Origin of the sequence: Flavobacterium sp., assembly GCF_040383245.1 — a bacterium.
Taxonomy (GTDB): domain Bacteria; phylum Bacteroidota; class Bacteroidia; order Flavobacteriales; family Flavobacteriaceae; genus Flavobacterium.
In genome coordinates this window covers 1-21,154 of the sequence record NZ_JBEIDX010000015.1, presented here as the reverse complement: position 1 = coordinate 21,154, position 21,154 = coordinate 1, and the positions used below count along the sequence as shown (strand labels likewise).

The 21,154-nt window shown below is 33.0% G+C and carries 23 protein-coding genes and 2 tRNA genes; 16 read left to right on the top strand and 9 right to left on the bottom strand.

Translation table 11 applies throughout. The annotated features are described in order from the left end of the window. Window positions 1-56: 56 nt before the first annotated feature. The 6 genes from yidC to guaA form a co-directional block, all read right to left on the bottom strand. Window positions 57-1,955: a membrane protein insertase YidC gene (gene yidC, locus ABWO08_RS07575; protein ID WP_353084833.1), complete on the bottom strand. Its 1,899-nt coding sequence runs from the start codon at window positions 1,953-1,955 to the stop codon at window positions 57-59. 48 nt (window positions 1,956-2,003) lie between these two features. Next, window positions 2,004-3,614, bottom strand: coding sequence for a CTP synthase (pyrG, locus tag ABWO08_RS07570; RefSeq protein WP_353084831.1), 1,611 nt, complete (start codon window positions 3,612-3,614; stop codon window positions 2,004-2,006). Window positions 3,615-3,773: 159 nt separating this feature from the next. Continuing rightward, window positions 3,774-4,004, bottom strand: a complete 231-nt coding sequence (locus tag ABWO08_RS07565) for a DUF3820 family protein (protein WP_353084829.1) — start codon at window positions 4,002-4,004, stop codon at window positions 3,774-3,776. Window positions 4,005-4,128: 124 nt separating this feature from the next. Next, the gene (locus ABWO08_RS07560) at window positions 4,129-4,533 is read right to left on the bottom strand and encodes an OsmC family protein (RefSeq protein WP_353084828.1); all 405 of its coding nucleotides are present in this window, start codon (window positions 4,531-4,533) and stop codon (window positions 4,129-4,131) included. Then, the gene (locus tag ABWO08_RS07555) at window positions 4,533-6,260 is read right to left on the bottom strand and encodes a LysM peptidoglycan-binding domain-containing protein (protein WP_353084826.1); all 1,728 of its coding nucleotides are present in this window, start codon (window positions 6,258-6,260) and stop codon (window positions 4,533-4,535) included. Before ABWO08_RS07555 ends, ABWO08_RS07560 begins: the two co-directional genes overlap by 1 nt. 48 nt (window positions 6,261-6,308) lie before the next feature. Further along, on the bottom strand, window positions 6,309-7,838 hold the full coding sequence (guaA, locus tag ABWO08_RS07550) for a glutamine-hydrolyzing GMP synthase (RefSeq protein ID WP_353084824.1): 1,530 nt from the start codon (window positions 7,836-7,838) through the stop codon (window positions 6,309-6,311). Between the two features lie 86 nt (window positions 7,839-7,924). On the opposite strand from guaA, the gene ABWO08_RS07545 reads away from it, so the two are divergent. Genes ABWO08_RS07545 through ABWO08_RS07520 form a run of 6 tightly spaced genes read left to right on the top strand, consistent with a single transcriptional unit; the run spans window position 7,925 to window position 13,036 of the window. Further along, window positions 7,925-8,740, top strand: coding sequence for an endonuclease/exonuclease/phosphatase family protein (locus ABWO08_RS07545; protein ID WP_353084823.1), 816 nt, complete (start codon window positions 7,925-7,927; stop codon window positions 8,738-8,740). Between the two features lie 56 nt (window positions 8,741-8,796). Then, the gene (crcB, locus tag ABWO08_RS07540; RefSeq protein ID WP_353084821.1) at window positions 8,797-9,168 is read left to right on the top strand and encodes a fluoride efflux transporter CrcB; all 372 of its coding nucleotides are present in this window, start codon (window positions 8,797-8,799) and stop codon (window positions 9,166-9,168) included. 37 nt (window positions 9,169-9,205) lie between these two features. Then, the gene (locus ABWO08_RS07535) at window positions 9,206-10,210 is read left to right on the top strand and encodes a DHH family phosphoesterase (protein ID WP_353084819.1); all 1,005 of its coding nucleotides are present in this window, start codon (window positions 9,206-9,208) and stop codon (window positions 10,208-10,210) included. Window position 10,211: 1 nt separating this feature from the next. Then, window positions 10,212-10,775, top strand: a complete 564-nt coding sequence (gene gldI, locus ABWO08_RS07530; protein WP_353084817.1) for a gliding motility-associated peptidyl-prolyl isomerase GldI — start codon at window positions 10,212-10,214, stop codon at window positions 10,773-10,775. After that, on the top strand, window positions 10,775-11,890 hold the full coding sequence (locus tag ABWO08_RS07525) for a peptidylprolyl isomerase (protein ID WP_353084815.1): 1,116 nt from the start codon (window positions 10,775-10,777) through the stop codon (window positions 11,888-11,890). Before gldI ends, ABWO08_RS07525 begins: the two co-directional genes overlap by 1 nt. Window positions 11,891-11,932: 42 nt before the next feature. Next, complete coding sequence (locus ABWO08_RS07520) at window positions 11,933-13,036, top strand: peptidylprolyl isomerase (protein WP_353084814.1); 1,104 nt, start codon at window positions 11,933-11,935, stop codon at window positions 13,034-13,036. Between the two features lie 26 nt (window positions 13,037-13,062). Here the strand turns inward: ABWO08_RS07520 and ABWO08_RS07515 are convergent, their stop codons facing one another. Then, the gene (locus ABWO08_RS07515; RefSeq protein ID WP_353084813.1) at window positions 13,063-13,488 is read right to left on the bottom strand and encodes a hypothetical protein; all 426 of its coding nucleotides are present in this window, start codon (window positions 13,486-13,488) and stop codon (window positions 13,063-13,065) included. A gap of 109 nt (window positions 13,489-13,597) precedes the next feature. Here ABWO08_RS07515 and ABWO08_RS07510 point away from each other — a divergent pair, with 109 nt between their 5' ends. The 6 genes from ABWO08_RS07510 to ABWO08_RS07485 all read left to right on the top strand — a co-directional run bounded on the left by ABWO08_RS07510 (window position 13,598) and on the right by ABWO08_RS07485 (window position 18,254). Continuing rightward, window positions 13,598-13,825, top strand: coding sequence for a uroporphyrinogen decarboxylase (locus ABWO08_RS07510; protein WP_353084812.1), 228 nt, complete (start codon window positions 13,598-13,600; stop codon window positions 13,823-13,825). Between the two features lie 116 nt (window positions 13,826-13,941). Continuing rightward, window positions 13,942-14,217: a TIGR03643 family protein gene (locus ABWO08_RS07505; protein WP_353084810.1), complete on the top strand. Its 276-nt coding sequence runs from the start codon at window positions 13,942-13,944 to the stop codon at window positions 14,215-14,217. Between the two features lie 57 nt (window positions 14,218-14,274). Continuing rightward, window positions 14,275-14,556, top strand: a complete 282-nt coding sequence (locus tag ABWO08_RS07500) for a TIGR03643 family protein (protein WP_353084809.1) — start codon at window positions 14,275-14,277, stop codon at window positions 14,554-14,556. Between the two features lie 68 nt (window positions 14,557-14,624). Continuing rightward, on the top strand, window positions 14,625-15,557 hold the full coding sequence (locus ABWO08_RS07495; RefSeq protein ID WP_353084807.1) for an alpha/beta hydrolase: 933 nt from the start codon (window positions 14,625-14,627) through the stop codon (window positions 15,555-15,557). Window positions 15,558-15,607: 50 nt separating this feature from the next. After that, window positions 15,608-17,455 carry a M61 family metallopeptidase gene (locus tag ABWO08_RS07490; RefSeq protein WP_353084805.1) on the top strand — a complete coding sequence of 616 codons (1,848 nt, stop codon included), beginning with the start codon at window positions 15,608-15,610 and terminating at the stop codon, window positions 17,453-17,455. Between the two features lie 82 nt (window positions 17,456-17,537). Beyond that, window positions 17,538-18,254, top strand: a complete 717-nt coding sequence (locus tag ABWO08_RS07485) for a DUF4369 domain-containing protein (protein WP_353084803.1) — start codon at window positions 17,538-17,540, stop codon at window positions 18,252-18,254. Between the two features lie 36 nt (window positions 18,255-18,290). Here the strand turns inward: ABWO08_RS07485 and ABWO08_RS07480 are convergent, their stop codons facing one another. Beyond that, window positions 18,291-19,268 carry an FKBP-type peptidyl-prolyl cis-trans isomerase gene (locus ABWO08_RS07480; RefSeq protein ID WP_353084801.1) on the bottom strand — a complete coding sequence of 326 codons (978 nt, stop codon included), beginning with the start codon at window positions 19,266-19,268 and terminating at the stop codon, window positions 18,291-18,293. 80 nt (window positions 19,269-19,348) lie between these two features. Here ABWO08_RS07480 and ABWO08_RS07475 point away from each other — a divergent pair, with 80 nt between their 5' ends. Together ABWO08_RS07475 and ABWO08_RS07470 are read left to right on the top strand one after the other, a co-directional pair. Next, complete coding sequence (locus ABWO08_RS07475; RefSeq protein WP_353084800.1) at window positions 19,349-19,726, top strand: RNA-binding S4 domain-containing protein; 378 nt, start codon at window positions 19,349-19,351, stop codon at window positions 19,724-19,726. A gap of 70 nt (window positions 19,727-19,796) precedes the next feature. Beyond that, entirely contained in the window at window positions 19,797-20,294 is a 498-nt protein-coding gene (locus ABWO08_RS07470) for a phosphoribosyltransferase family protein (protein ID WP_353084798.1), read from the top strand. Here ABWO08_RS07470 and ABWO08_RS07465 read toward each other — a convergent pair. Continuing rightward, a complete protein-coding gene (locus ABWO08_RS07465) occupies window positions 20,286-20,807 on the bottom strand; it encodes a shikimate kinase (protein ID WP_353084797.1) in 522 nt (173 codons plus the stop codon). The genes ABWO08_RS07470 and ABWO08_RS07465 overlap by 9 nt on opposite strands. Window positions 20,808-20,934: 127 nt before the next feature. Between ABWO08_RS07465 and ABWO08_RS07460 the strand changes: the two genes are divergently transcribed. Beyond that, a tRNA-Lys gene (locus tag ABWO08_RS07460) sits at window positions 20,935-21,007 on the top strand. Between the two features lie 38 nt (window positions 21,008-21,045). Next, window positions 21,046-21,118, top strand: a tRNA-Lys gene (locus tag ABWO08_RS07455). Window positions 21,119-21,154: the final 36 nt, after the last annotated feature.

The following is a 21,154-nucleotide window of genomic DNA, read 5'->3' as shown; positions in this document are numbered from 1 at the left end:
TAAATTTTCTTTTTTTAGTATAAAGATAAAAGCCATCATTACTGACGGCTTTTAGATTATTTTTTCCCTTTTGCTTTTTGCTCTTCTGCCTGTTCCATTACTTCACGAAGCTTCTTTTGAAACTTACCTTCTTTAACAGGTTTTGTTTTATTTTCTTGAATTTGAGCATGGATTTTATCGCTATCAATGAAATACTTTTTGATAACTAACATGATTCCAATTGTGATTAAGTTAGACATAAAGTTATATAAACTTAATCCAGATCCATAACTATTGAAGAAAATCAACATCATAATTGGAGAAAGGTAAATCATCATTTTCATAATTTTGGTCATGTCAGGCATTCCCTCTTGTTGAGGTTGTGCCATTTGATTATCTCCCGAAGTCATCTTCATATAGAAGAAAATTGCAATTGCTGCTAATATTGGAAATAAACTTACATGGTCTCCATATAAAGGAATATTAAATGGTAATTTTAAAATTTGATCAAATGAAGACAAGTCATCTGCCCATAGGAAAGGTTTTTGTCTCAATTCAAAAGCCGAAGGGAAGAATCGGAACGAAGCCACTAAGAATGGCATTTGAATTAATGCTGGAATACATCCTGCCATTGGATTTACCCCTGCTTTTGAATACAATTTCATCGTTTCCTGTTGTTTTTTCACAGGATCTTTTATTTTTTCGCTAATTTCTGCTATTTCAGGTCGTAATACTTTCATTTTTGCTTGAGATAAAAACGATTTGAAAGTAATAGGTGACATTGCAATTTTAATCAAAATGGTAAAAATGATGATTGCCAATCCATAGGACATGAATCCTCCTAAGAATCCAAATAGCGGAATAAATATTAATCGGTTAATCCAACCAAAAATACCCCATCCTAAAGGAATCACTTTATCTAAATTCTTACCTTCATAAGACTTTAAGGTTTTGTAATCTGTTGGACCAAAATACCAATTCATTTTATAGTCTAGCTCTCCTTTACTATTATAAGCTAAAGGCACAATAGATTTAAATTCTTTGGTAAAAACAGTATCTACTTTTTCATCATTAACTAAAGAAGAGGAGTGAATTTTAGCCGTTTTAAAAGGCGTATTTGTTAGTAAAATAGTAGAGAAAAAATGTTGTTTATAAGCAATAAACGAGGTGTTTTCTGGTGTTTCTTCTTGATCACTTCCTTGTGAAACATAATCAATCTTACCTTCTTCATATTCAAAATATACTTCGGCATTTTGATTTTCGTAGTTTATACTTTTTTCGTTTCTGTAGGTTTTTAAATCCCACTCTAAATTAGTTTCTTTAGATGTATTTAAGGCAGTACTCAATCCTTGCGAACGAAGGTCGAAATCAACCATATAATCATTTGGTTTCAAAGTATAATTATACTCTAAGAAAGTAGTCGCCCCCGTTTTTAATTTCATCGATAACACTTTGTTTTCTCCAACTTGCTTAAAAGTTGGTTCAAAAAACAAGTCATTTGTATTTAAAACACGGTTGTCTTTGGTTTGTAATGCTAAATTAAAATTGGCATTATTGTTTTTAATCAACTCCACTAATTGGCCTGATCCTTTTGAAAATTTTTCGTATTTTTTTAGAATTGCCTCAGATACATAACCCCCTTTATTTGAAATAGTTAACTTAACTAAATCATTTTCTAAAACGGTGTAACCTTCTTTAGCAGTTGGAAGAGATGCCGAATAAGCAAAACTACCTAAGGCACCTTGTAATTTTTGTTTTTTTACAGTGTCATTAACAACAGTATCAACTACAACTGCTGCAACTTCTTTAGTAGCAACTTCCTTAGCTTTCTTTTGTTTGTCAACTTGTGCTTGTTTCGCTTTTTCAGCTTGTTCCTTTTGTTCTGCTTGCTGACTGTTGAACATCATCCACATCACAATAAGGAAAATTAAACCAAAGCCAATTATCGAATTCTTGTCAAATTTCTTTTCTTCCATTATTCTTTTATATTTTTTAATCAGTCGATAAATTGACCAATATGTTACCTATTTTTTATTTTTTACCATTGCAGCAACAAAGCTAACAAAAATAGGCTGCGGATTAGCAACGGTACTTTTGTACTCTGGGTGGTATTGTACTCCAATGAAAAATGGATGGTTTTTCACCTCAACAATTTCTACTAAGCCAGTATCTGGATTGATTCCAGAACTTATTAATCCTGCTTTTTCTAATTCGGATGAATACTTGTTATTGTATTCGTATCTGTGGCGGTGGCGCTCTTCAATTTGCGATTTACCGTAAATTTCTTTTGCTAAAGTCCCTTCTTTTAAATCACATTTCCATGATCCCAAACGCATCGTTCCCCCTTTATCTGTAATTGATTTTTGGTCTTCCATCAAATCAATAACTGGGTTGCTCGTATTTGAATTCATTTCAGTAGAATTGGCATCAGCTAAACCTAATACATTTCTAGAATATTCAATAACGGCCATTTGCATTCCAAGACAAATTCCGAAAAAAGGAAGATTATTTTCTCTTGCATAACGAACGGTTTCAATTTTACCTTCTATTCCTCTTTCTCCAAAACCTGGTGCAACCAGGATTCCGTCAATACCTTTTAATTTCTCAGCAACATTATCTTTATCTACAAATTCCGAATGAATACTGATCACATTCACCTTAGTTTCATTTGCAGCTCCTGCATGAATAAAAGCTTCTAATATAGATTTATATGAATCTTGCAATTCAACATATTTACCGACCAAACCAACATTGATAGTATGTTTCGGATTTTTCAATCGGTGCAAGAAATCATTCCATTGCGATAAATCAGGATTTGATTTTTCGGGTAAGTTTAATTTCTTCAAAGCTACTAAATCCAATCCTTCTTCAAGCATTAAATTAGGAACTTCATATATGGTTGAAGCATCAATAGATTGAATTACTGCTTCGCGTTTTACATTGCAAAATAAAGCCAATTTTTGACGCAATTCATCCGAAATTTCGTGCTCGGTTCTACAAACTAAAATATCGGCTTTAATTCCGCTTTCCATTAATGTTTTAACAGAATGCTGGGTTGGTTTCGTTTTTAATTCTCCGGCTGCAGCCAAATAAGGAACTAATGTAAGGTGAATTACAATTCCGTTATTATCACCTAATTCCCATACCAATTGACGCACCGATTCGATGTAAGGTAATGATTCGATATCTCCAACAGTTCCTCCAATTTCAGTAATTACAATATCAAAATCGCCTGATTTACCAAGCAATTGCATGCGTTCTTTAATCTCATTTGTGATATGAGGAACCACCTGAACCGTTTTCCCTAAAAATTCTCCACGACGCTCTTTTTCAATAACCGAAAGATAGACTCTACCAGTAGTTACATTATTAGCTTGCGAGGTTGGAACATTTAAAAAACGTTCGTAGTGCCCTAAATCAAGATCTGTTTCTGCACCATCATCGGTCACAAAACACTCTCCGTGCTCATAGGGATTTAAAGTTCCTGGGTCAACATTGATATACGGATCAAACTTTTGTATGGTAGTTCTATACCCGCGTGCTTGTAATAATTTTGCTAATGAAGCTGCTATAATTCCTTTTCCTAAAGAAGAAGTTACACCGCCTGTTACAAAAATGTACTTGGTTGGATTCATCGTTTTTTTTTTAGAACAACTACTAGTAGTTGTCCAAACTTGTTGTTGTGTTATTATGTAGTTGTTTTTTTGTAGTAAAAAACGAAGCAAAAGTAAGAAATTTATTGGATGTTTATAAAAATAATCCCATCTAAAATTCTAAAAATCGTACAATCTAGTTTATGGTTTTGGATATTTTTTTTTGATGTTCCGAACCAATTCTTCCAACCCATTTAATTTGAGTTCATAAATCAATTGCAATTGTTCGCCCAATTGACCTTTAGGAAAACCCTTATTGCTATACCAAACCACATAATACTCAGGCAAATCAATAAGGTAATACCCTTCGTATTTACCGAAAGGCATTTTAGTGTGCGCCAGTTTAATTAGAAGTTTTTGTTGGTTGTCCATTTATTTTATTACTAAAGGGCTTGGTGATAAATACACTAAAATTAACCTAATCAAACATGAAGTATTGCTCTTTTATAGTCTTCGACAGGCTCAGACTGACATAAATAAATCAAGCAGTATTTAATTATTTCCAATTAAAAACAATATCTTTCTTGATATCGGGATGCAAACTATAAAAAACTGGACAAGTCATTGCGGTTCGTTCTAAAATTGTTTTTGTTTTTTCATCAGTAGCAAGATTCATAGCGAAAGTTACCTGAATTTCAGAAATTCTTCTTGGTTCGGCAGCCATAATTTTAGTTACCTCAGCAGTTGAACCCGAAAAATCCACACCCATATCTTGGGCTTTAATTCCCATTACGGTAAACATACAAGAAGCTAATCCGTTGGCTACCGAATCTGTTGGAGAAAAGGCTTCTCCTTTTCCGTTATTGTCAGTTGGAGCATCGGTTATTATTTCAGAACCTGATTGTAAATGAATGGATGAAGTTCTTAAACCTCTCAAGTAAGTTACCTTTGATGTTGCCATTATTGCTCTTGTTTTATTGTTAAATCTTCGTCGTAATACAAGATATAAATTCCGTTATTAGCATAACCTCCCGACATTTTTTTCGCATAATCAAATTTACTTTCAATTTGCTCTGAAACAGTCGCATTGGCACTTTCTTCAAAAGTTTGTCCCTGTGACAAACGCAACATCGTATCAAAAGTCAAATCAAATCCTCGAATAGCATATTGATTTGGGAAAATTCTGTTTTTCTTTTTAAAGGCATTTGCAAATTGTTGGGATTCTAAAGTTTCATTTTCTCGAGATGCCGATGGATAGGCCATCTTCAATTTAGTTAAACGAGATAATGCAATTTCCTCAAAATCAAGCGTTTCATTGGGTTCTAAGATTACCAATTGAAGTGGATAATCTTTTAAAGCACTTTGCATGGTATTGGTAACTGTAAAAATAACGCCTGTTTTTTCTGATACCAAAACCACATAATTCATTCGGTTTTTTATAAAGTACTTTTTGATACTGTCTCCAACAAAGCCTCCTTTTTCATTAACCCCAACTAACTTAATTCCCTTTTGATATTCTTGAAGATATTGTTTGATGGCATTCTTTTTTGGATCAACCACCGCAATAATATTTCCATTTTTTGCTCGCATATAGTCAAACATGGCATTTTTCAATGCGTCATTTTGTGGCATCGATTGATATAAGTTGGCGTATGATTTTCCCTCTTCTTTGGATAATGGAGAGATAACTGGAATATTTTTGTTTTCCAAAACACTAGCGACTTTTTCAACATTTACTTGATAAAACGGACCAATAACAGCATCGGTATTTGTAAAATCAGCTCCAGAAACAATCGAAACTGCACTGGTGGTATTTTTTGTTTCTTCAGAATCGAAGATTTTCACATCAAAATTCATTCCTAACACTTTGGCAGAATCTATTGCCATCAAAGCACCCGAATAAAAATCGAGTGTCATGTTTAAGAATTTATCTTTTTTTAATCGCTCTGAAACTAACGTAACGGTGTCGTTTTGAATTTTAGAGGCATTGAAAGGCAAGAACAAAACCAATTTCTTTTTTTGCTGATTGGATATAGATTTAGTCAAATCCTTTATGGTATTCTTATTTTCTTTTGCAAACGAAAGATTTGCTGGTACTTTTAATACCATACCCTCTTTTAACCCATTAGATAAATCGGGGTTCAAACCAATTAATGAAGCTTCAGTTAGATTAAAAAGACGCGTCAAGCTATATAAAGTTTCCCCAGCTTTTACCGTATACTCTAATAAATCACTTTCTTTAACTTGCGCTTTTTCTGGGTTAATTATAGATTTTGGTGCGGCGGCTGATTTAATTTTTAAATTAAATCCAAGCGGAAGGCTCTCCTTAATTTCTGGATTTTGCAATTCTAATTCCTCCACCGAAATACCAAATCGTTTAGCTACATTATACTTTGTGTCACCAGTAACGACTGTATACTCAGTTACCTTATTTAAAGCGGGTGTTTTTGGAGTAGCAGCAGATGAAGTGGGTTGCGGTATACTCTTCGGAATCAATAAAATAGAATTCTCTTTAATTCCGTTTTGCGAATCGGGATTTAGCTTATAAATATCATAAGGGGTTACCTTGTATTTTTGCGCAATTGCAGGAACCGTTTCCCCTTTTACAACTTTATGTTTGGTGAAACCTTGTCCGAAATTTGAAAAGGAAAATAACAATACTAAAATGCAAATAACTCTTTTAATCATGTTTTTATAAATTAAATTCCAAAATCAAACACCTTACTGAATTCTGAATTATTCCCACTCAATGGTTGCTGGCGGCTTAGAGCTAATATCATAAACCACTCTATTTACCCCTTTTACTTTATTAATAATTTCGTTAGAAATTTTCATCAAGAAGTCATAAGGTAAATGTACCCAATCAGCAGTCATTCCATCCGTAGATTCTACTGCGCGAAGGGCAACGACTTTTTCATAAGTACGCTCATCACCCATTACGCCCACACTATTCACTGGAAGTAAAATTGCACCTGCTTGCCATACTTTATCGTATAAACCGTGCGACTTTAAACCTTCAATAAAAATGGCATCTACTTCTTGCAAGATACGCACTTTTTCGGGAGTGATGTCACCTAAAATTCGAATTGACAATCCAGGTCCTGGAAATGGATGGCGACCTAATAATTCGGGATCTATTCCTAAGGTTGCTCCTACTCGTCGCACCTCATCTTTAAATAACATTCGGAGTGGCTCTACAATTTTTAATTTCATAAAATCGGGTAAACCACCCACATTGTGGTGTGATTTTATAGTTGCTGAAGGTCCTTTTACCGAAACCGATTCAATTACATCGGGATAAATTGTTCCTTGAGCTAACCAAGTTACGTCTTCGATAATTTTTGATTCATCATCAAAAACTTCAATAAAAACGCGACCAATGATTTTTCTTTTTGTTTCTGGATCATCAACACCTGCCAATTCACTTAAAAAGCGATCGGAAGCATCCACTCCTTTCACATTCAAGCCCATGTCTTTGTATTGGTGCAATACATTTTCAAACTCATTCTTACGAAGCAATCCGTTGTTCACAAAAATGCAATATAAGTTTTTGCCAATGGCTTTATTTAATAAAACGGCAGCCACGGTTGAATCTACTCCACCTGAAAGACCAAGTACCACTTTATCGTCTTGAATTTTTTCTTTTAAATCTTTAACGCAATCTTCAACAAAGGCATTTGAAGTAAAATTTTGAGGCACTTCAGCAATTTTCACTAAGAAGTTTTCTAAAATTTGTTTTCCGTCTGTTGAATGGTATACCTCAGGATGAAATTGAATTGCATAAGTGGTTTCGCCTTCAATTCGGTAGGCTGCATTTTCTACGTCGTGTGTGCTTGCTAGTTTCACACCATTTGTTGGAAGGTGCTTAATTGTATCACTATGACTCATCCAAACTTGTGAATTTGGACTTACATTTTCAAAGAAAACTTCGCCTTCTTTTATGTATTCCAAATTGGCTCTTCCGTATTCTCTAATGTTGGAAGCGGCTACTTCACCACCAGAAAAATGAGCTAAATATTGCGCCCCATAACACACGGCAAGCAATGGAAATTTGCCACGAATGTGCGATAAATCTATTTTTAAAGCGTCTTCAGAACGAACCGAATACGGACTTCCACCAAGAATAATGGCTTTGTAAGAAGATAAATCTGTTGGATAATTATTGTAAGGAAAAATTTCGCAGAATATATTTAATTCGCGAACGCGTCGGGCAATCAACTGGGTGTATTGCGAACCGAAATCTAAAATAAGTACGTTGTGTTGCATGTGCAAAAGTACTAATCTTGGTTAAATTAAAAAATGTATTTCCGAAATAATTTATTATTAAATTAGCAAAAATTACAAATCAGATTATGATAACAAAAAAATATTTCTTCCTAGCACTTCTAGCATTAAACTGCACACTAGTTTTTTCTCAAGTATCGATTTGCAGTTGGAATATTATGAATTTTGGAAAATCTAAATCAGATTCTGAACTAGATTTTATTGCAAAAACAATCAATAAATATGATGTGATTGCAATTCAAGAAGTTGTGGCTGGAAAAGGCGGCGCTCAAGCCGTTGCGAGACTAGTTAACATATTAGAAAATAAAGGATTTCATTGGGATTATTCTATTAGTGACCCCACAACAAGTGCCAATCGTTCTAGCATTGAACGCTATGCTTTTATTTGGAAAACATCGAAAGTAAAAAAAATTGGTCGAAGTTGGCTTGATGCTAATTATGCAAATGAAATAGACCGTGAACCTTATTTGAGCACCTTTGACTATCAAGGAAAGCAATTCACCATAGTTACTTTTCATGCGGTTCCGAAGAAGAAAAATCCAGAAAGTGAAATAAAATATTTTAAATTATTTCCGGGGTTATACCCAAATTTGAATTTGATTTTTATGGGTGATTTTAATTGTCCGCAATCCAACGAGGTTTTTATTCCTTTAAAGAAAATAGGATATAAAAGCAGTTTAGTTAATCAAAAAACAAGCTTACGCCAAAAGTGTATTCAAAACGATTGTTTGGCTTCCGAATACGATAATATGTTTTTCAATCCAAAAAAAATGAATGCAACTCAATCGGGGATTATTACTTTCTATAGTAGTTTTAATTCAATTAAAGAGGCCCGTAAAATTTCTGATCATGTGCCTATTTGGGGAATTTTTAATTTGAAATAAAATCCAACTTTAATTTTCAACGTATATTTATTACATTTGAAATCAAATAATTCTACATGTTAAAAACAATTATTTACATAGGCCTAGGTGGCGCTGTTGGAAGTGTATTACGCTACTTAACTTCATTATTAGTTAATAAATATTGGAGTCATGCCTTTCCATTAGCGACCTTTTTAACCAATGTATTGGGATGTTTTATCATTGGAATATTTATTGGCTATCTTGAAAAAAACAATTTAGCCAATGGGAATTTAAAGTGGTTCTTAGTAACCGGATTTTGCGGTGGTTATACCACATTTTCAACTTTTGGATTTGAAAACAACTCGCTATTACAATCCAACCAATCCCTTTTAGCATTTAGTTATATAGCACTAAGTGTTTTACTTGGAATTTTTGCGGTTTGGTTCGGTCTTTTTGTTTCCAAATAACATTTTTTTAACACAAAAAAATGTAATTTCGCATCCTATGAACGAAAAAGACATTCAAGCACTTTCCGAATTATTGGCAACGCCCAAAAAAATTGCCATCATCCCCCACCGAAGTCCGGATGGAGATGCAATGGGTTCCACCCTTGGTTTGTATCATTTTTTACTGAAATTGAACCACCAACCGGTTGTGATTGCACCCAATGATTTTCCGGAATTTTTAGCTTGGCTTCCGGCTTCCGATACTGTTTTAGTTTATGAGAATGAAAGAGAAAAAGTAACTCAAATTCTGCAGGAGCAAGAAATAGTCTTTACCTTAGATTATAATGCCTTGCACCGCACCGGCGAAATGGAACAGGTATTAAACAAACTTACTGTTCCAATGGTGATGATTGACCACCACCAATTGCCCGATTCGTATGCGACGTTTACTTATTCGGATACTGCATTTGGTTCTACTTGCGAAATGATTTACAACTTCATTGGTTTTTTAAATCAAAAGCATTTAATAGATAAAACTATAGCTACCTGTTTATATACAGGAATATTAACCGATTCGGGGGGATTTCGTTTTCCAAAAACTACCGGAACTACACACCGAATTGCAGCTGAATTCATTGAATTAGGTGTTGATAATTCGGAAATTCCAATGTTATTGTTCGATAATAATTCTTACGATCGCTTACAACTTTTAGGTAGAGCCTTGCAAAACATGAAAGTTATTCCGGAATTAAAAACCGCCTACATTAAACTTTCGCAAAAAGAATTAGACGAATTTAATTATGTAAAAGGTGATACCGAAGGAATTGTTAATTATGGTTTAACCATTAAAGGAATTGTATTTGCAGCTATTTTCATTGAACACAGAGACGAAAATATTGTAAAAATATCGTTTAGATCGCAAGGTAGTTTTGATGTAAATCAATTTGCACGAAATCATTTTAACGGAGGAGGACATATTAATGCTGCAGGAGGAAAATCCCACGATTCACTAGAAAAAACAATTGAAAAATTTGAATCCATATTATCAAAAACAATCATCTAGAATGAGAAAAACAACATTTATTTCAGCACTTTTTTTAGCATTTATACTGCTTATTAGCTGCAAGCAACAACAGGCAAGAATGCCTATTTCACATTCATCAGGAGAGTTTTTAAAGGCATCTGTTGAACGTAATAAAAAACTAATTAAAGGGGAAGAGAGTAAAATTGATGCGATTATTAAAAGTAATCCGGAGATCAAATACATTGCTTCACAAAAAGGATATTGGTATTACTATGAAACAAAAAGCGACAGAGATACCATTCATCCAAAAAAAGGAGATGTGGCCTGCTTTGATTATGAAATTAAAGATTTGGATGGTAATGTTATTTATTCGCAATTGGAATTAAAACCACAGAATTATGTTGTGGACAAACAAAATATTCTAATGGGATTACGCCACGGAATTAAATTAATGAAAAAATCAGAAAAAGTTACTTTTTTATTCCCTTCACACATGGCCTATGGTTATCATGGTGATGACCGTAGAATTGGAACAAACGAACCAATTATTTGTACGGTTACTTTAAATGACATAAAAAACGAAAATAAAACAACTCAAGAATAATGAAAAGAATAGCATGTTTATTAGGTTTTATACTAACAGTTCTATTAGTAGGATGCAAGGATGACAAACACACTAATTTACCAGACGGAATATACGCAGAAATTGAAACTGCTAAAGGAACAATTTTAGTTGAATTAGAATACAAAAAAGCGCCTGTTACAGTGGCTAACTTTATTTCACTTGCTGAAGGAAACAATCCATTTGTTGCTGAAGAATATAAAGGGAAACCATTATATGACGGATTAAAATTTCATCGAGTAATTTCAAAAACCAATGGTGATGCCGAAGATTTTATGATTCAAGGTGGTGACCCATTAGGAAATGGTACTGGTGATGCTGGATGCAAATTTAAAGATGAAATCACCGATTTAAAATTTGATAAGGGTGGTTTATTGGCGATGGCAAATTCAGGTCCTGGCACTAACGGAAGTCAGTTTTTTATCACAATTAAAGATACTCCATGGTTAGATGGGAAGCATACTATTTTTGGTCGTGTGATTGAAGATGGAATGAAAACAGCAAATACTATCGTTCAAGACGATGTAATCAATTCGGTTAAAATCATCTGTAAAGGAGAAGCTGCAAAGAAATTTAATGCCGTTAAAGTTTTTAGTGATTATTATAAAGCCGAATTGGAGAATCAAAAAAAGCAGGAAGCTATTTATGCCGCTACTTATAAAAAAGTAGTGACTGAAAAACTTACTTTCTTTGCCAGAATTAAAGCTACAGCAACCAAAACAAGTACAGGGTTACAATTTGCTGTATTCCAAAAAGGATCTGGAAAAAAACCTGCTAACGGAGCTACTGTAAATGTGAACTATTCGGGATATTTAGAAAACGGAGTATTATTTGATACGAGTGATTCTAAAATTGCAGAATCATTTGGGAAATTAGACCCACAAAGAGCAGCTCAAAATGGATACATGCCACTTCCTTATCAATATGGTTCAAAAGGGGGAATGATTCCTGGATTTGAAGAAGGATTATGTAAATTAAATATTGGTGATAAAGCATTAATTTTCATCCCATCTAATTTAGGTTATGGTGAAAATGGAGCAGGAAATGTAATCCCACCAAACGCAAACCTAATTTTTGAAGTAGAATTAACCGAATAACTATAACTTAATATAAATCAATTTAAATAATTACCCATGAGAATGAAATTTAATATTGCTTTGTTATTTCTTTTAGGATTAACAATTACGAATGCACAAACCAAAAAAACTACCACGAAAGCAACCACAAAAACAACAGTTGCTCCAGCAAAACCTCAACTTACCACTTCTGGTCCAGCTGCACCTGCAATCAATACTAATGAAGGGATTTTCGCAGAACTAGAAACTGTTAAAGGTAAAATATTAATTAAATTAGAATATCAAAAAACGCCTATTACTGTAGCTAACTTTATTGCTTTATCAGAAGGAACAAACACGCAAGTAGCTGATAAATATAAAGGAAGAAAGTTTTACGATGGATTAAAATTTCATAGAGTTATTAAAGACTTCATGATTCAAGGTGGAGATCCCGACGGGAATGGTCAAGGTGGTCCAGGATATGCTTTTAAAGATGAATTTACGGATGCTACATTTGACAAAGCGGGTATTTTAGCAATGGCTAATTCTGGTCCAAAAACAAATGGATCTCAGTTTTTCATTACGCATAAAGACACACCTTGGTTAAATGGAAAACACACTATCTTTGGATATGTGGTTACAGGCCAAGATATTGTTAATGCAATCGCTCAAGATGATGTAATCAATAAAATAACCATTTCACGAAAAGGTGCTGAAGCAAATAAATTCAATGCCTCTAAAGTTTTTGCAGATTATTTTGCAGGGAAAGCGGAAGAAGAACGAATTCAAGCTGAAAAAGATGCAGCAGCTAGAGCAGTTGCAAATGAAAAAATTTCTAAAGAATTTGCAAATGGAAAAACTACTGCTAGCGGTTTAAAATATATTGTGCTACAAGAAGGTACTGGAGCAATGCCGGTTGCAACAAGTAATGTAAAAGTACATTATACCGGATCTTTCCTTGACGGTAAAGTATTTGACAGTAGCGTACAAAGAGGTCAACCAATTGATTTTGGATTAAACCAAGTAATTCCTGGTTGGACAGAAGGTGTTCAATTAATGAAAGAAGGAGCTAAATATAAATTTTTCATTCCTTATACTTTAGCTTATGGTGATCGTGGTGCTGGTGGAGTGATTCCTCCTAAAACCGATTTAATTTTTGAAGTAGAATTGATCAAAATAAACAACTAAAAAAAGCCCTCTACTGAGGGCTTTTTTTATTTAAACTTCCATTCAAATTCGTCTTTATCATTTATGATGGCTCCTATTTCAACACGAATTATTTTACCGTATTCCGATTGTAAAACCAACCAGTTGCTTTCATTAAAATGATTTTCGGTGGAATCAAAATCTTCTTGTTCCCATGACTTAAATGGTAATTCATTTTTAACTTCTGCTACTTCCCTACCCATTATTTTCTTGCCCAATAAAGTTACCTCTGGATATGAAGTAATAATGTAACCCAACCTCATGGATTCGTCTTCGTAAAAAGTTATTCGAAGTTTTTGGCTGTTATATAAATAAATAATGTTTTGATCGTCGTCTTTAAACTGCTTGTCTGGTTCTCCATATATAGCAATTACATCTTTTTGCTTCATGCCAAAAAGTAGTTGATCTACACCATTTTTAGGATTTACTATCATAATTTAAATTTTAAACAAAGTTCGTAATTTTATTATTACATTTATAAAACTAGAACTATTAATTCTAACTTAGCACTTAATATATATTTAACCATCAAATAAAACTATTTTGAATTTCACTACAACCGAATTAATTGGCTATTTAGCCTCCTTAGTATTAATGATTTCATTTTTAATGAAGAACATTATAAAACTTAGAATTATAAACTCAATTGGCGCCATTTTATTTATTGGATACGGAATTATGCTTGCAATTTCTTGGCCCATAATAATTACAAATGCCTTTATTTTATGTGTAAACACCTATTATTTAATGAAACATTACAACCAATCTTAATTTATATTGATTAAAAATTTAATTTGTTTTAAAAAAGTAATTATTTTTTTTCTTAATATTGAATTATAAATAAATTACACCGAATACTAATTAACACTAACAGTGCTTTTCGACTAATGAAAAAAAGTAAAAGAGTAGAGCTAGACAACGAACAAATAGAACGAGTTATTAGCATGGCCCAAGAGGAAAGAAAGCCTTTTGAAGTATTAAAAGCAGAATTTGGAATTACCGAAAATGAAGTAACCGAATTAATGCGAAAAAGATTATCCAAAGACAACTTTGAGCTTTGGAAAAAGAAAGTTACCGCAAGCAAACCAAAACCGAAACCAATAGTTGACGATGATTTTGACGATCTAGACGGTAAATATTATATGAAAAACAAATTTGATTAAAAAAAATTTAACTCTTGTTCAACAAGAGTTTTTTAGTTTTCTACCGACTTTTGCTTCATGCAAGAAAAACAATTCACCGAAATTCAAATAGATCGAATAATTGAAATGGCTTGGGAAGACCGAACCCCATTTGAAGCAATTACATTTCAGTTTGGCATTTCCGAACAGGAAACTATTGAAATTATGCGACGCGAAATGAAAGCGTCAAGTTTCAGAATGTGGCGCGAACGTGTACAAGGCAGAGCAACTAAGCATGCTAAATTACGAGTGAATGGCATTGACCGTTTTAAATGCAAACTTCAAAGACAAATTACCCATAATAAAATCTCCAAGCGATAAGAAATTATCGCTTTTTTTTAACACTATCTATTACTACAAAACCTTAATTTTGTTTCAAATATATAGTTATGAAAAAAATATTATGGATTTTATTACTTGTCAATTGCATTGCTTTTTCTCAAGAAGATAATATAACCAAACAAGAAGTAGAAGTAAATTCACTTATTAAAGGAACTCTTTTCTCACCTTACAAAGAAACCCCACAAACAAAATTAGTTATTCTTATTGCAGGCTCTGGCCCTACTAACCGAAGCGGGAACAGCACCGTTGGCGGAATGAATAATTCCTTAAAATTTCTAGCTGAAGGATTGGCCAAAAACGGCATTGCAGTTTACAGTTATGATAAAAGAATTTTTGCACAAATGATTGCAAAGACATTAGACGAGAAAAACTTGTCTTTTGAAGATTTTATCAAAGATGCGAAAGATGTGGTAACCTATTTTAAATCTCAAAAAAAATATTCTAAAATAATTATTGCAGGCCATAGCGAAGGCTCCCTTATTGGTATGCTTGCAGCATTTAACAATGTTGATGGGTATGTTTCTATAGCTGGAGCAGGAAGAGGTATTGATGAAGTTTTACTTGAACAATTGGGCAAGCAATCGCCAAAAATGAAAGAAGTTGCTCAAGAAGGATTGACCTCGCTTAAAGCAGGAAAAACATTTGAAAATAAAAACCCAATGTTAGCTTCTATCTTTAGAGAAAGCGTGCAGCCGTATATGATTTCGTGGATAAAATACAATCCTCAAACAGAGATTAATAAACTGGACATTCCAATTTTAATTCTAAATGGAACTAAAGACATTCAGGTTCCTCCTAGCGATGCCCAATTATTGCATGGAGCCAACCCAAAATCAGAAATAAAAATTATTGAAAACATGAATCATATTTTTAAGGAAATTTTGGTTGATGAAGATAATGCAAAATCCTACAACAGTCCAAATATTCCAGTAATGCCCGAGCTAATTTCCAGCATTACACTGTTTATTAATTCAATTTAAATTGTAACAAATACTCTTTTATAAATACTAATATTTGAAAATCAAAAAATATGAAAAAAATAATTTTAGGTGTAGCTATTGCCACTTTATTCATTAGTTACCAAGCAACAGCACAATCGAAAAAAAATCAAAAAGTTGAAGTTACAATTGACCTTAATGTAGTAAAAGAGGACAAAGTGCAAGTAACCGTTTTGGCTCCAACAATTACAGAAAAAGAAATCGTTTACAACCTTCCTAAAATTATTCCGGGAACGTATTCTGTTGATGATTATGGCAAATTCATTGACGATTTAAAAGCTTTAGATTCTAAAGGAAATGAGTTAGAAGTAAACAAACTAGATGAAGATTCTTGGCAAATTAAAAACGCTAATAAATTAAGTAAAGTTACTTATTGGGTAAACGACACCTTTGATATTGAAGGAAATGGTGGATTTGGAAAAGGCGTGTTTTCTCCTGCTGGAACTAACATCATTGAAGGGAAAAACTTCCTTATCAACAATCATGGTTTTGTAGGTTATTTTACCAATAAAAAAGATTTAAATTATACTTTAACCATCACACATCCAGAAACTCTTTTCGGAGCTACATCGCTTGTAGATTCAGATAGTAGCACAACTTCTGATGTGTTTTCTGTAGCTAGATATAATGATCTAGTCGACAATCCAATCATGTATTCGGCTCCAAACTACACTACTTTTAATGTTGAAGGAATGGAAATATTATTTAGTGTGTATTCACCTACTGGAACTCATACCGCTAAAGATTTATCTGCAGATTTAGAAAAATGTATGCGTGCTCAAAAGAAATTTTTAGGGCCAATTAACACCAACAAAAGATATACCGTTCTTCTTTATTTATCAGACATGAACGGAAAAGATGCAAAAGGATTTGGTGCGTTGGAACACAACAGTTCTACTTCGGTTGTATTTCCTGAAATGATGCCAAATGCTGCACTGGGCAAACAAATTATTGATGTTGTTTCTCATGAGTTCTTTCATATTGTAACGCCACTTGGAGTACACTCTAATGAAATTCATTATTTTGATTTTAACGATCCAAAAATGTCTCAACATTTATGGATGTATGAGGGAGTAACCGAATATTTTGCTAATCTTTTTCAAGTAAATCAAGGTCTTATTACCGAAGAAGCTTTCTACAAAAGAATGATTGGAAAAATTAAAGGTTCAAAAAGACAAAACGACACCATGCCCTTTACTGTAATGAGTGAAAATGTATTAGTGTCACCCTACAAAGACCAATACTTAAATGTATATGAAAAAGGTGCTTTAATAGGCATGTGTATAGACATTATCATTCGTGAAAAAAGCAATGGAGAACGAGGGATTTTAGATTTAATGCAAAAACTAACCAACGAATTTGGTCCATTAAGACCATTTAATGATAAAGACTTATTTGCAAAAATAACAGACTTGACCTACCCAGAAGTTGGTGCATTTTTAAACACATATGTAGCTGGACCTAATCCAATTAACTACGATGACTATTTTGCCAAAATGGGAATTGCAAAAACTAAAATAAAAAAAGCTGTAAATCCATTTATAAATAAAAAATCGGCAGGGATAACAGGTGGAAGCAACAAAGAAATAAAAGTTAAAACCAACAATGATTTGAGTCCATTTTTAACTTCATTAGGATTAAAAGGCGACGATATTATTTCTGCTATCAATGGAACCGAGTACAACTTAGATCAAATTTCAGAATTAATGACAGCAGCTCAAAAATGGAATGATGGTGATGCCATTTCAATGAAAATTAAAAGAGACGGAAAAGAAATGACACTTTCTGGTAAAGTAACATTAGCTTATGAAGAGTCAGAAGGTTATTATAATGTTGACACTTCTAAAGTAGCACTTAAAGAAGCTTGGTTAAAAAAATAATCAAAACTAATTTCCATTTAAATCCTCGTTTTATATAATAAATCGAGGATTTTTTTATTATTTTGCCGAAAATAAATAAACCATGCAAAAAACAATTATTGCCTTATTAGCACTTGTAGTTTTTTCTTCGTGTGAGGAGAAAAAAACCGATAAAAATCTTCACATAACAGGAAACATAAAAGGGTTCAAAAAAGGAACGCTTTACATTCAAAGAATTAAAGACACGACACTTGTAGCTATTGACACTATAAAAATTGATGGCGATTCTCACTTTACAAGTGATTTAAAAATTGATTCTCCCGAAATGTTGTACCTTTTTATTGATCGCGGAGTTACCAATTCGGTTGATACGAACATGCCATTCTTTGTAGAACCAGGAAATATCAATATTGAAACCTCTTTAGATTTTTTTACTGCCGATGCTAAAATTTCTGGATCTAAAAATCAAGAACTTTATGATGAATACAAAAAAGTAGTTTCGCGTTATGTAGATCAAAATTTAGATTTAATCCAAAAAAGATTTGAAGCCTATAAAAACAATAACACGGCTCAATTGGCTAAAATCAAACAAGAACAAGACGACATCTTGAGAAGAAAATATCTTTACACAACCAATTTTGCTGTAAACCACGCCGATTATGATGTGGCGCCTTATGTAGCTGTTGCTGAAATTTATGATATCAATTTAAAGTTTTTAGATACCATCGAAAAATCGATGACACCAAAAATTGCCAAATCACTTTATGGTAAGAAATTGAAAAAACTAATTAAAGTGAGAAAAGAGTTAGAGAATAAGTAAAAAAAAATCCCGTTTGATTGAACGGGATTTTTTTTATTAATGACAAGCAGGATCAATATGTTTTCTAACACGATTTGGATTTGTAGCAGTACCACTACAATCCGGAATCATATTATATAAATACAATCCGCCTGATGGATTTTTTATCTCAACTCGAGTCATAACACGGTCGCCATCATCATCAATATCAAACATATTTGGGAAACCGTCACTATCAGTATCAAAAAAAGCTACATCGGTAACTACTGCACCGGTAATATCTTTTTTCAATAAATTTCCACCTGGATTTTCTTTCCATCTGATTAACGCACTTACAGTTGGGTCTAATTTTCTTTCATCTTTAGATAATACACCATCTGCATCATGATCACGGTAACGTAGTTCATGTAATTTAAAACTAAAAATCAACGGTGAATAAGAAGGAATAGTTCCTGCAGAATTATTATAATAAGCTAAACCTGAAGGTAAAAACATTATTCCAGCACCATAGTTATTAAATGTTGTTGGATTACCACCTGTACCAGGAGTATAAGTTCCGGTTTTAAAGTTTGGAATAATATGAGACCATCCTGTAATTACCTCTTGTAATCTAAACCAAGTTGGAGTAACAGCTTGATCAAAAGGAGCGCTTTTTAATAATTTAATTCCTTTGTAAGCAATATGAATTGAATCCACTTGAGTTGGTCGCTTTTCTGTACCTTCTCTAAATTTGATAAAATAAACTTTATAATCAATACCATCTTCAACAACTGTAGTGTCTTTTAATTGAAAAGCAGTGTCAGTTCTTATTGATGAATGTCCGCTTGTAGGCAACAAAGTATCAAAGGTAACATTATAATCAGCATCAAACGTTAAGTAATGCGTGTTGATATAAGAATCAATAGCAGCAAGATCTGTAGCATATTGCGTTGCATAGTCTCGTGGTGTTTCTGGTTCTTCTGTTGAAGTACTTGTACAAGCTGCTATTCCTACACAAATTGCAAAAAAAGAAAGTATTTTAAAAATATTATTCATTATTCATCAAATTTTAAGTGCGCAAGATACAATATTGATTTATTTTTGTAAAGGTTTTAACGTTGATTTTAGATAAATTTATGAGAGTAGATAAATATTTGTGGTGTGTGCGGTATTACAAAACCAGAAATATGGTTACCGAAGCTTGCAAGAAGAACCACATTACTGTAAATGGTCAAGTGGCAAAAGCTTCTAGAGAAGTTTTCCCTACTGATAAAATCACCTTTCGAAAAGACCAAATTGTACATATCATAACAGTGTTGGATATTCCAGACAATCGAGTGGGCGCCAAACTGGTAGACATCTACCGCAAAGACGAAACTCCAGCCGAAGCCTTTGCACATTTGGAATTATTAAAATTATCCAAAGAGCATTATAGAAAAACTGGAACCGGAAGACCTACCAAAAAAGACCGTAGGGATCTAGACGATATAGAATTTAATACCGATATAGAATAGGTTATTAATATTTTAAAAAACATTAATCTGAAAAGGAACTCTTTTTTATCTTTACCAAAAATTAATTTTTATGACAGCAAATAAAATTTTATCCCAATCTGAAATTGATCACAAAATCAAGCGTATTGCTTACCAAATTTATGAAACTTTCGTAGAAGAAGAAAGCATTGTTATTGCAGGTATTGCATCTAATGGATATATTTTTGCTGAAAAAATAGCTCGCGTTTTAAAAACTATTTCACCACTAGAAGTGATTCTATGTGAAGTAAAAATGAACAAACAAAATCCAAATTCAGAAATTAGCACTTCTATTTCTAAAGAAGCCTATCAAAACAAGGGAATTGTTTTAGTAGATGATGTATTAAATTCGGGTTCTAACCTAATGTATGGTGTTAAACATTTTTTGGATGTGCCTTTAAAAAAATTTAAAACTGCTGTTTTAGTCGATCGAAATCATAAAAAATATCCAATAAAAGTCGATTTTAAAGGAATATCTTTATCTACTTCTTCATTAGAACATGTAACCGTTGTATTTGAAGAAACCGATAGTTACGCTTTATTAAACTAATAAATCGGCTATTTCAGAAGTAATTTGTGCTACACTTTTATCATCTACAACTACAGTATAGGTTGCTTGATTGTAATAATAATTCCTATCAAAAAGATGCTTGGCAATAAATTCTGGCAAATAATCCAAATTCAAATTAGCTAATAAAGGTCGAGAAGCTCTATTTTTCTTCAATCTATTTGCCAAAGTAGCAATAGACGCTTTTAAGTATACCGAAACTACTCCTTCTGCCTGCAACAACTCATGGTTATTATAGTAACAAGGAGTTCCACCGCCGGTGCTGATAATTAAATCATTGGAAGTATCCTGAATTAATCCTAAAAAAAGTTCTCTCTCTAACTTTCTGAAATACAATTCGCCATATTTATCAAAGATAGCCGGCACCGAAAGGTTGCATTTTTTTTCAATACGCGCGTCCAATTCTACGAAAGTCACTCCCATTTTATCGGCTAATTGACTTGCAATTACCGACTTTCCACTACCCATATAACCAACCAAAACAACTTTTTTCATAGATAAAACCTTATATAATAAGGTATTAAGAGTAATTAATAAAAAAAGGTAAATTTAAAACAAAATTGCTTTGAAAAATAAATAATATCGTCATATATTTGCACCCGCGTTCAAGGAAAATAAAAAAGACTCGATAGCTCAGTTGGTAGAGCACATCACTTTTAATGATGGGGTCCTGGGTTCGAGCCCCAGTCGGGTCACTAAAATGACTTCAGTCTTTAAAAAACTAGAACGCAATGACTCGATAGCTCAGTTGGTAGAGCACATCACTTTTAATGATGGGGTCCTGGGTTCGAGCCCCAGTCGGGTCACAAAAAAAGTCGAGCTACAAGCTTGACTTTTTTTAT

What these genes read in the sequence shown, in the direction of transcription:
- guaA (WP_353084824.1), bottom strand. Translation starts at nt 7,838, where the DNA reads ATGCAACACAACGTACTTATTTTAGATTTCGGTTCGCAATACACCCAG.
- ABWO08_RS07490 (WP_353084805.1), top strand. Translation starts at nt 15,608, where the DNA reads ATGAAAAAAATAATTTTAGGTGTAGCTATTGCCACTTTATTCATTAGT.
- ABWO08_RS07520 (WP_353084814.1), top strand. Translation starts at nt 11,933, where the DNA reads ATGAAATTTAATATTGCTTTGTTATTTCTTTTAGGATTAACAATTACG.
- ABWO08_RS07470 (WP_353084798.1), top strand. Translation starts at nt 19,797, where the DNA reads ATGACAGCAAATAAAATTTTATCCCAATCTGAAATTGATCACAAAATC.
- ABWO08_RS07505 (WP_353084810.1), top strand. Translation starts at nt 13,942, where the DNA reads ATGAAAAAAAGTAAAAGAGTAGAGCTAGACAACGAACAAATAGAACGA.
- ABWO08_RS07545 (WP_353084823.1), top strand. Translation starts at nt 7,925, where the DNA reads ATGATAACAAAAAAATATTTCTTCCTAGCACTTCTAGCATTAAACTGC.
- pyrG (WP_353084831.1), bottom strand. Translation starts at nt 3,614, where the DNA reads ATGAATCCAACCAAGTACATTTTTGTAACAGGCGGTGTAACTTCTTCT.
- ABWO08_RS07535 (WP_353084819.1), top strand. Translation starts at nt 9,206, where the DNA reads ATGAACGAAAAAGACATTCAAGCACTTTCCGAATTATTGGCAACGCCC.
- ABWO08_RS07555 (WP_353084826.1), bottom strand. Translation starts at nt 6,260, where the DNA reads ATGATTAAAAGAGTTATTTGCATTTTAGTATTGTTATTTTCCTTTTCA.
- ABWO08_RS07485 (WP_353084803.1), top strand. Translation starts at nt 17,538, where the DNA reads ATGCAAAAAACAATTATTGCCTTATTAGCACTTGTAGTTTTTTCTTCG.
- yidC (WP_353084833.1), bottom strand. Translation starts at nt 1,955, where the DNA reads ATGGAAGAAAAGAAATTTGACAAGAATTCGATAATTGGCTTTGGTTTA.
- crcB (WP_353084821.1), top strand. Translation starts at nt 8,797, where the DNA reads ATGTTAAAAACAATTATTTACATAGGCCTAGGTGGCGCTGTTGGAAGT.
- ABWO08_RS07480 (WP_353084801.1), bottom strand. Translation starts at nt 19,268, where the DNA reads ATGAATAATATTTTTAAAATACTTTCTTTTTTTGCAATTTGTGTAGGA.
- ABWO08_RS07525 (WP_353084815.1), top strand. Translation starts at nt 10,775, where the DNA reads ATGAAAAGAATAGCATGTTTATTAGGTTTTATACTAACAGTTCTATTA.
- ABWO08_RS07565 (WP_353084829.1), bottom strand. Translation starts at nt 4,004, where the DNA reads ATGGACAACCAACAAAAACTTCTAATTAAACTGGCGCACACTAAAATG.
- ABWO08_RS07465 (WP_353084797.1), bottom strand. Translation starts at nt 20,807, where the DNA reads ATGAAAAAAGTTGTTTTGGTTGGTTATATGGGTAGTGGAAAGTCGGTA.
- gldI (WP_353084817.1), top strand. Translation starts at nt 10,212, where the DNA reads ATGAGAAAAACAACATTTATTTCAGCACTTTTTTTAGCATTTATACTG.
- ABWO08_RS07500 (WP_353084809.1), top strand. Translation starts at nt 14,275, where the DNA reads ATGCAAGAAAAACAATTCACCGAAATTCAAATAGATCGAATAATTGAA.
- ABWO08_RS07495 (WP_353084807.1), top strand. Translation starts at nt 14,625, where the DNA reads ATGAAAAAAATATTATGGATTTTATTACTTGTCAATTGCATTGCTTTT.
- ABWO08_RS07515 (WP_353084813.1), bottom strand. Translation starts at nt 13,488, where the DNA reads ATGATAGTAAATCCTAAAAATGGTGTAGATCAACTACTTTTTGGCATG.
- ABWO08_RS07475 (WP_353084800.1), top strand. Translation starts at nt 19,349, where the DNA reads ATGAGAGTAGATAAATATTTGTGGTGTGTGCGGTATTACAAAACCAGA.
- ABWO08_RS07560 (WP_353084828.1), bottom strand. Translation starts at nt 4,533, where the DNA reads ATGGCAACATCAAAGGTAACTTACTTGAGAGGTTTAAGAACTTCATCC.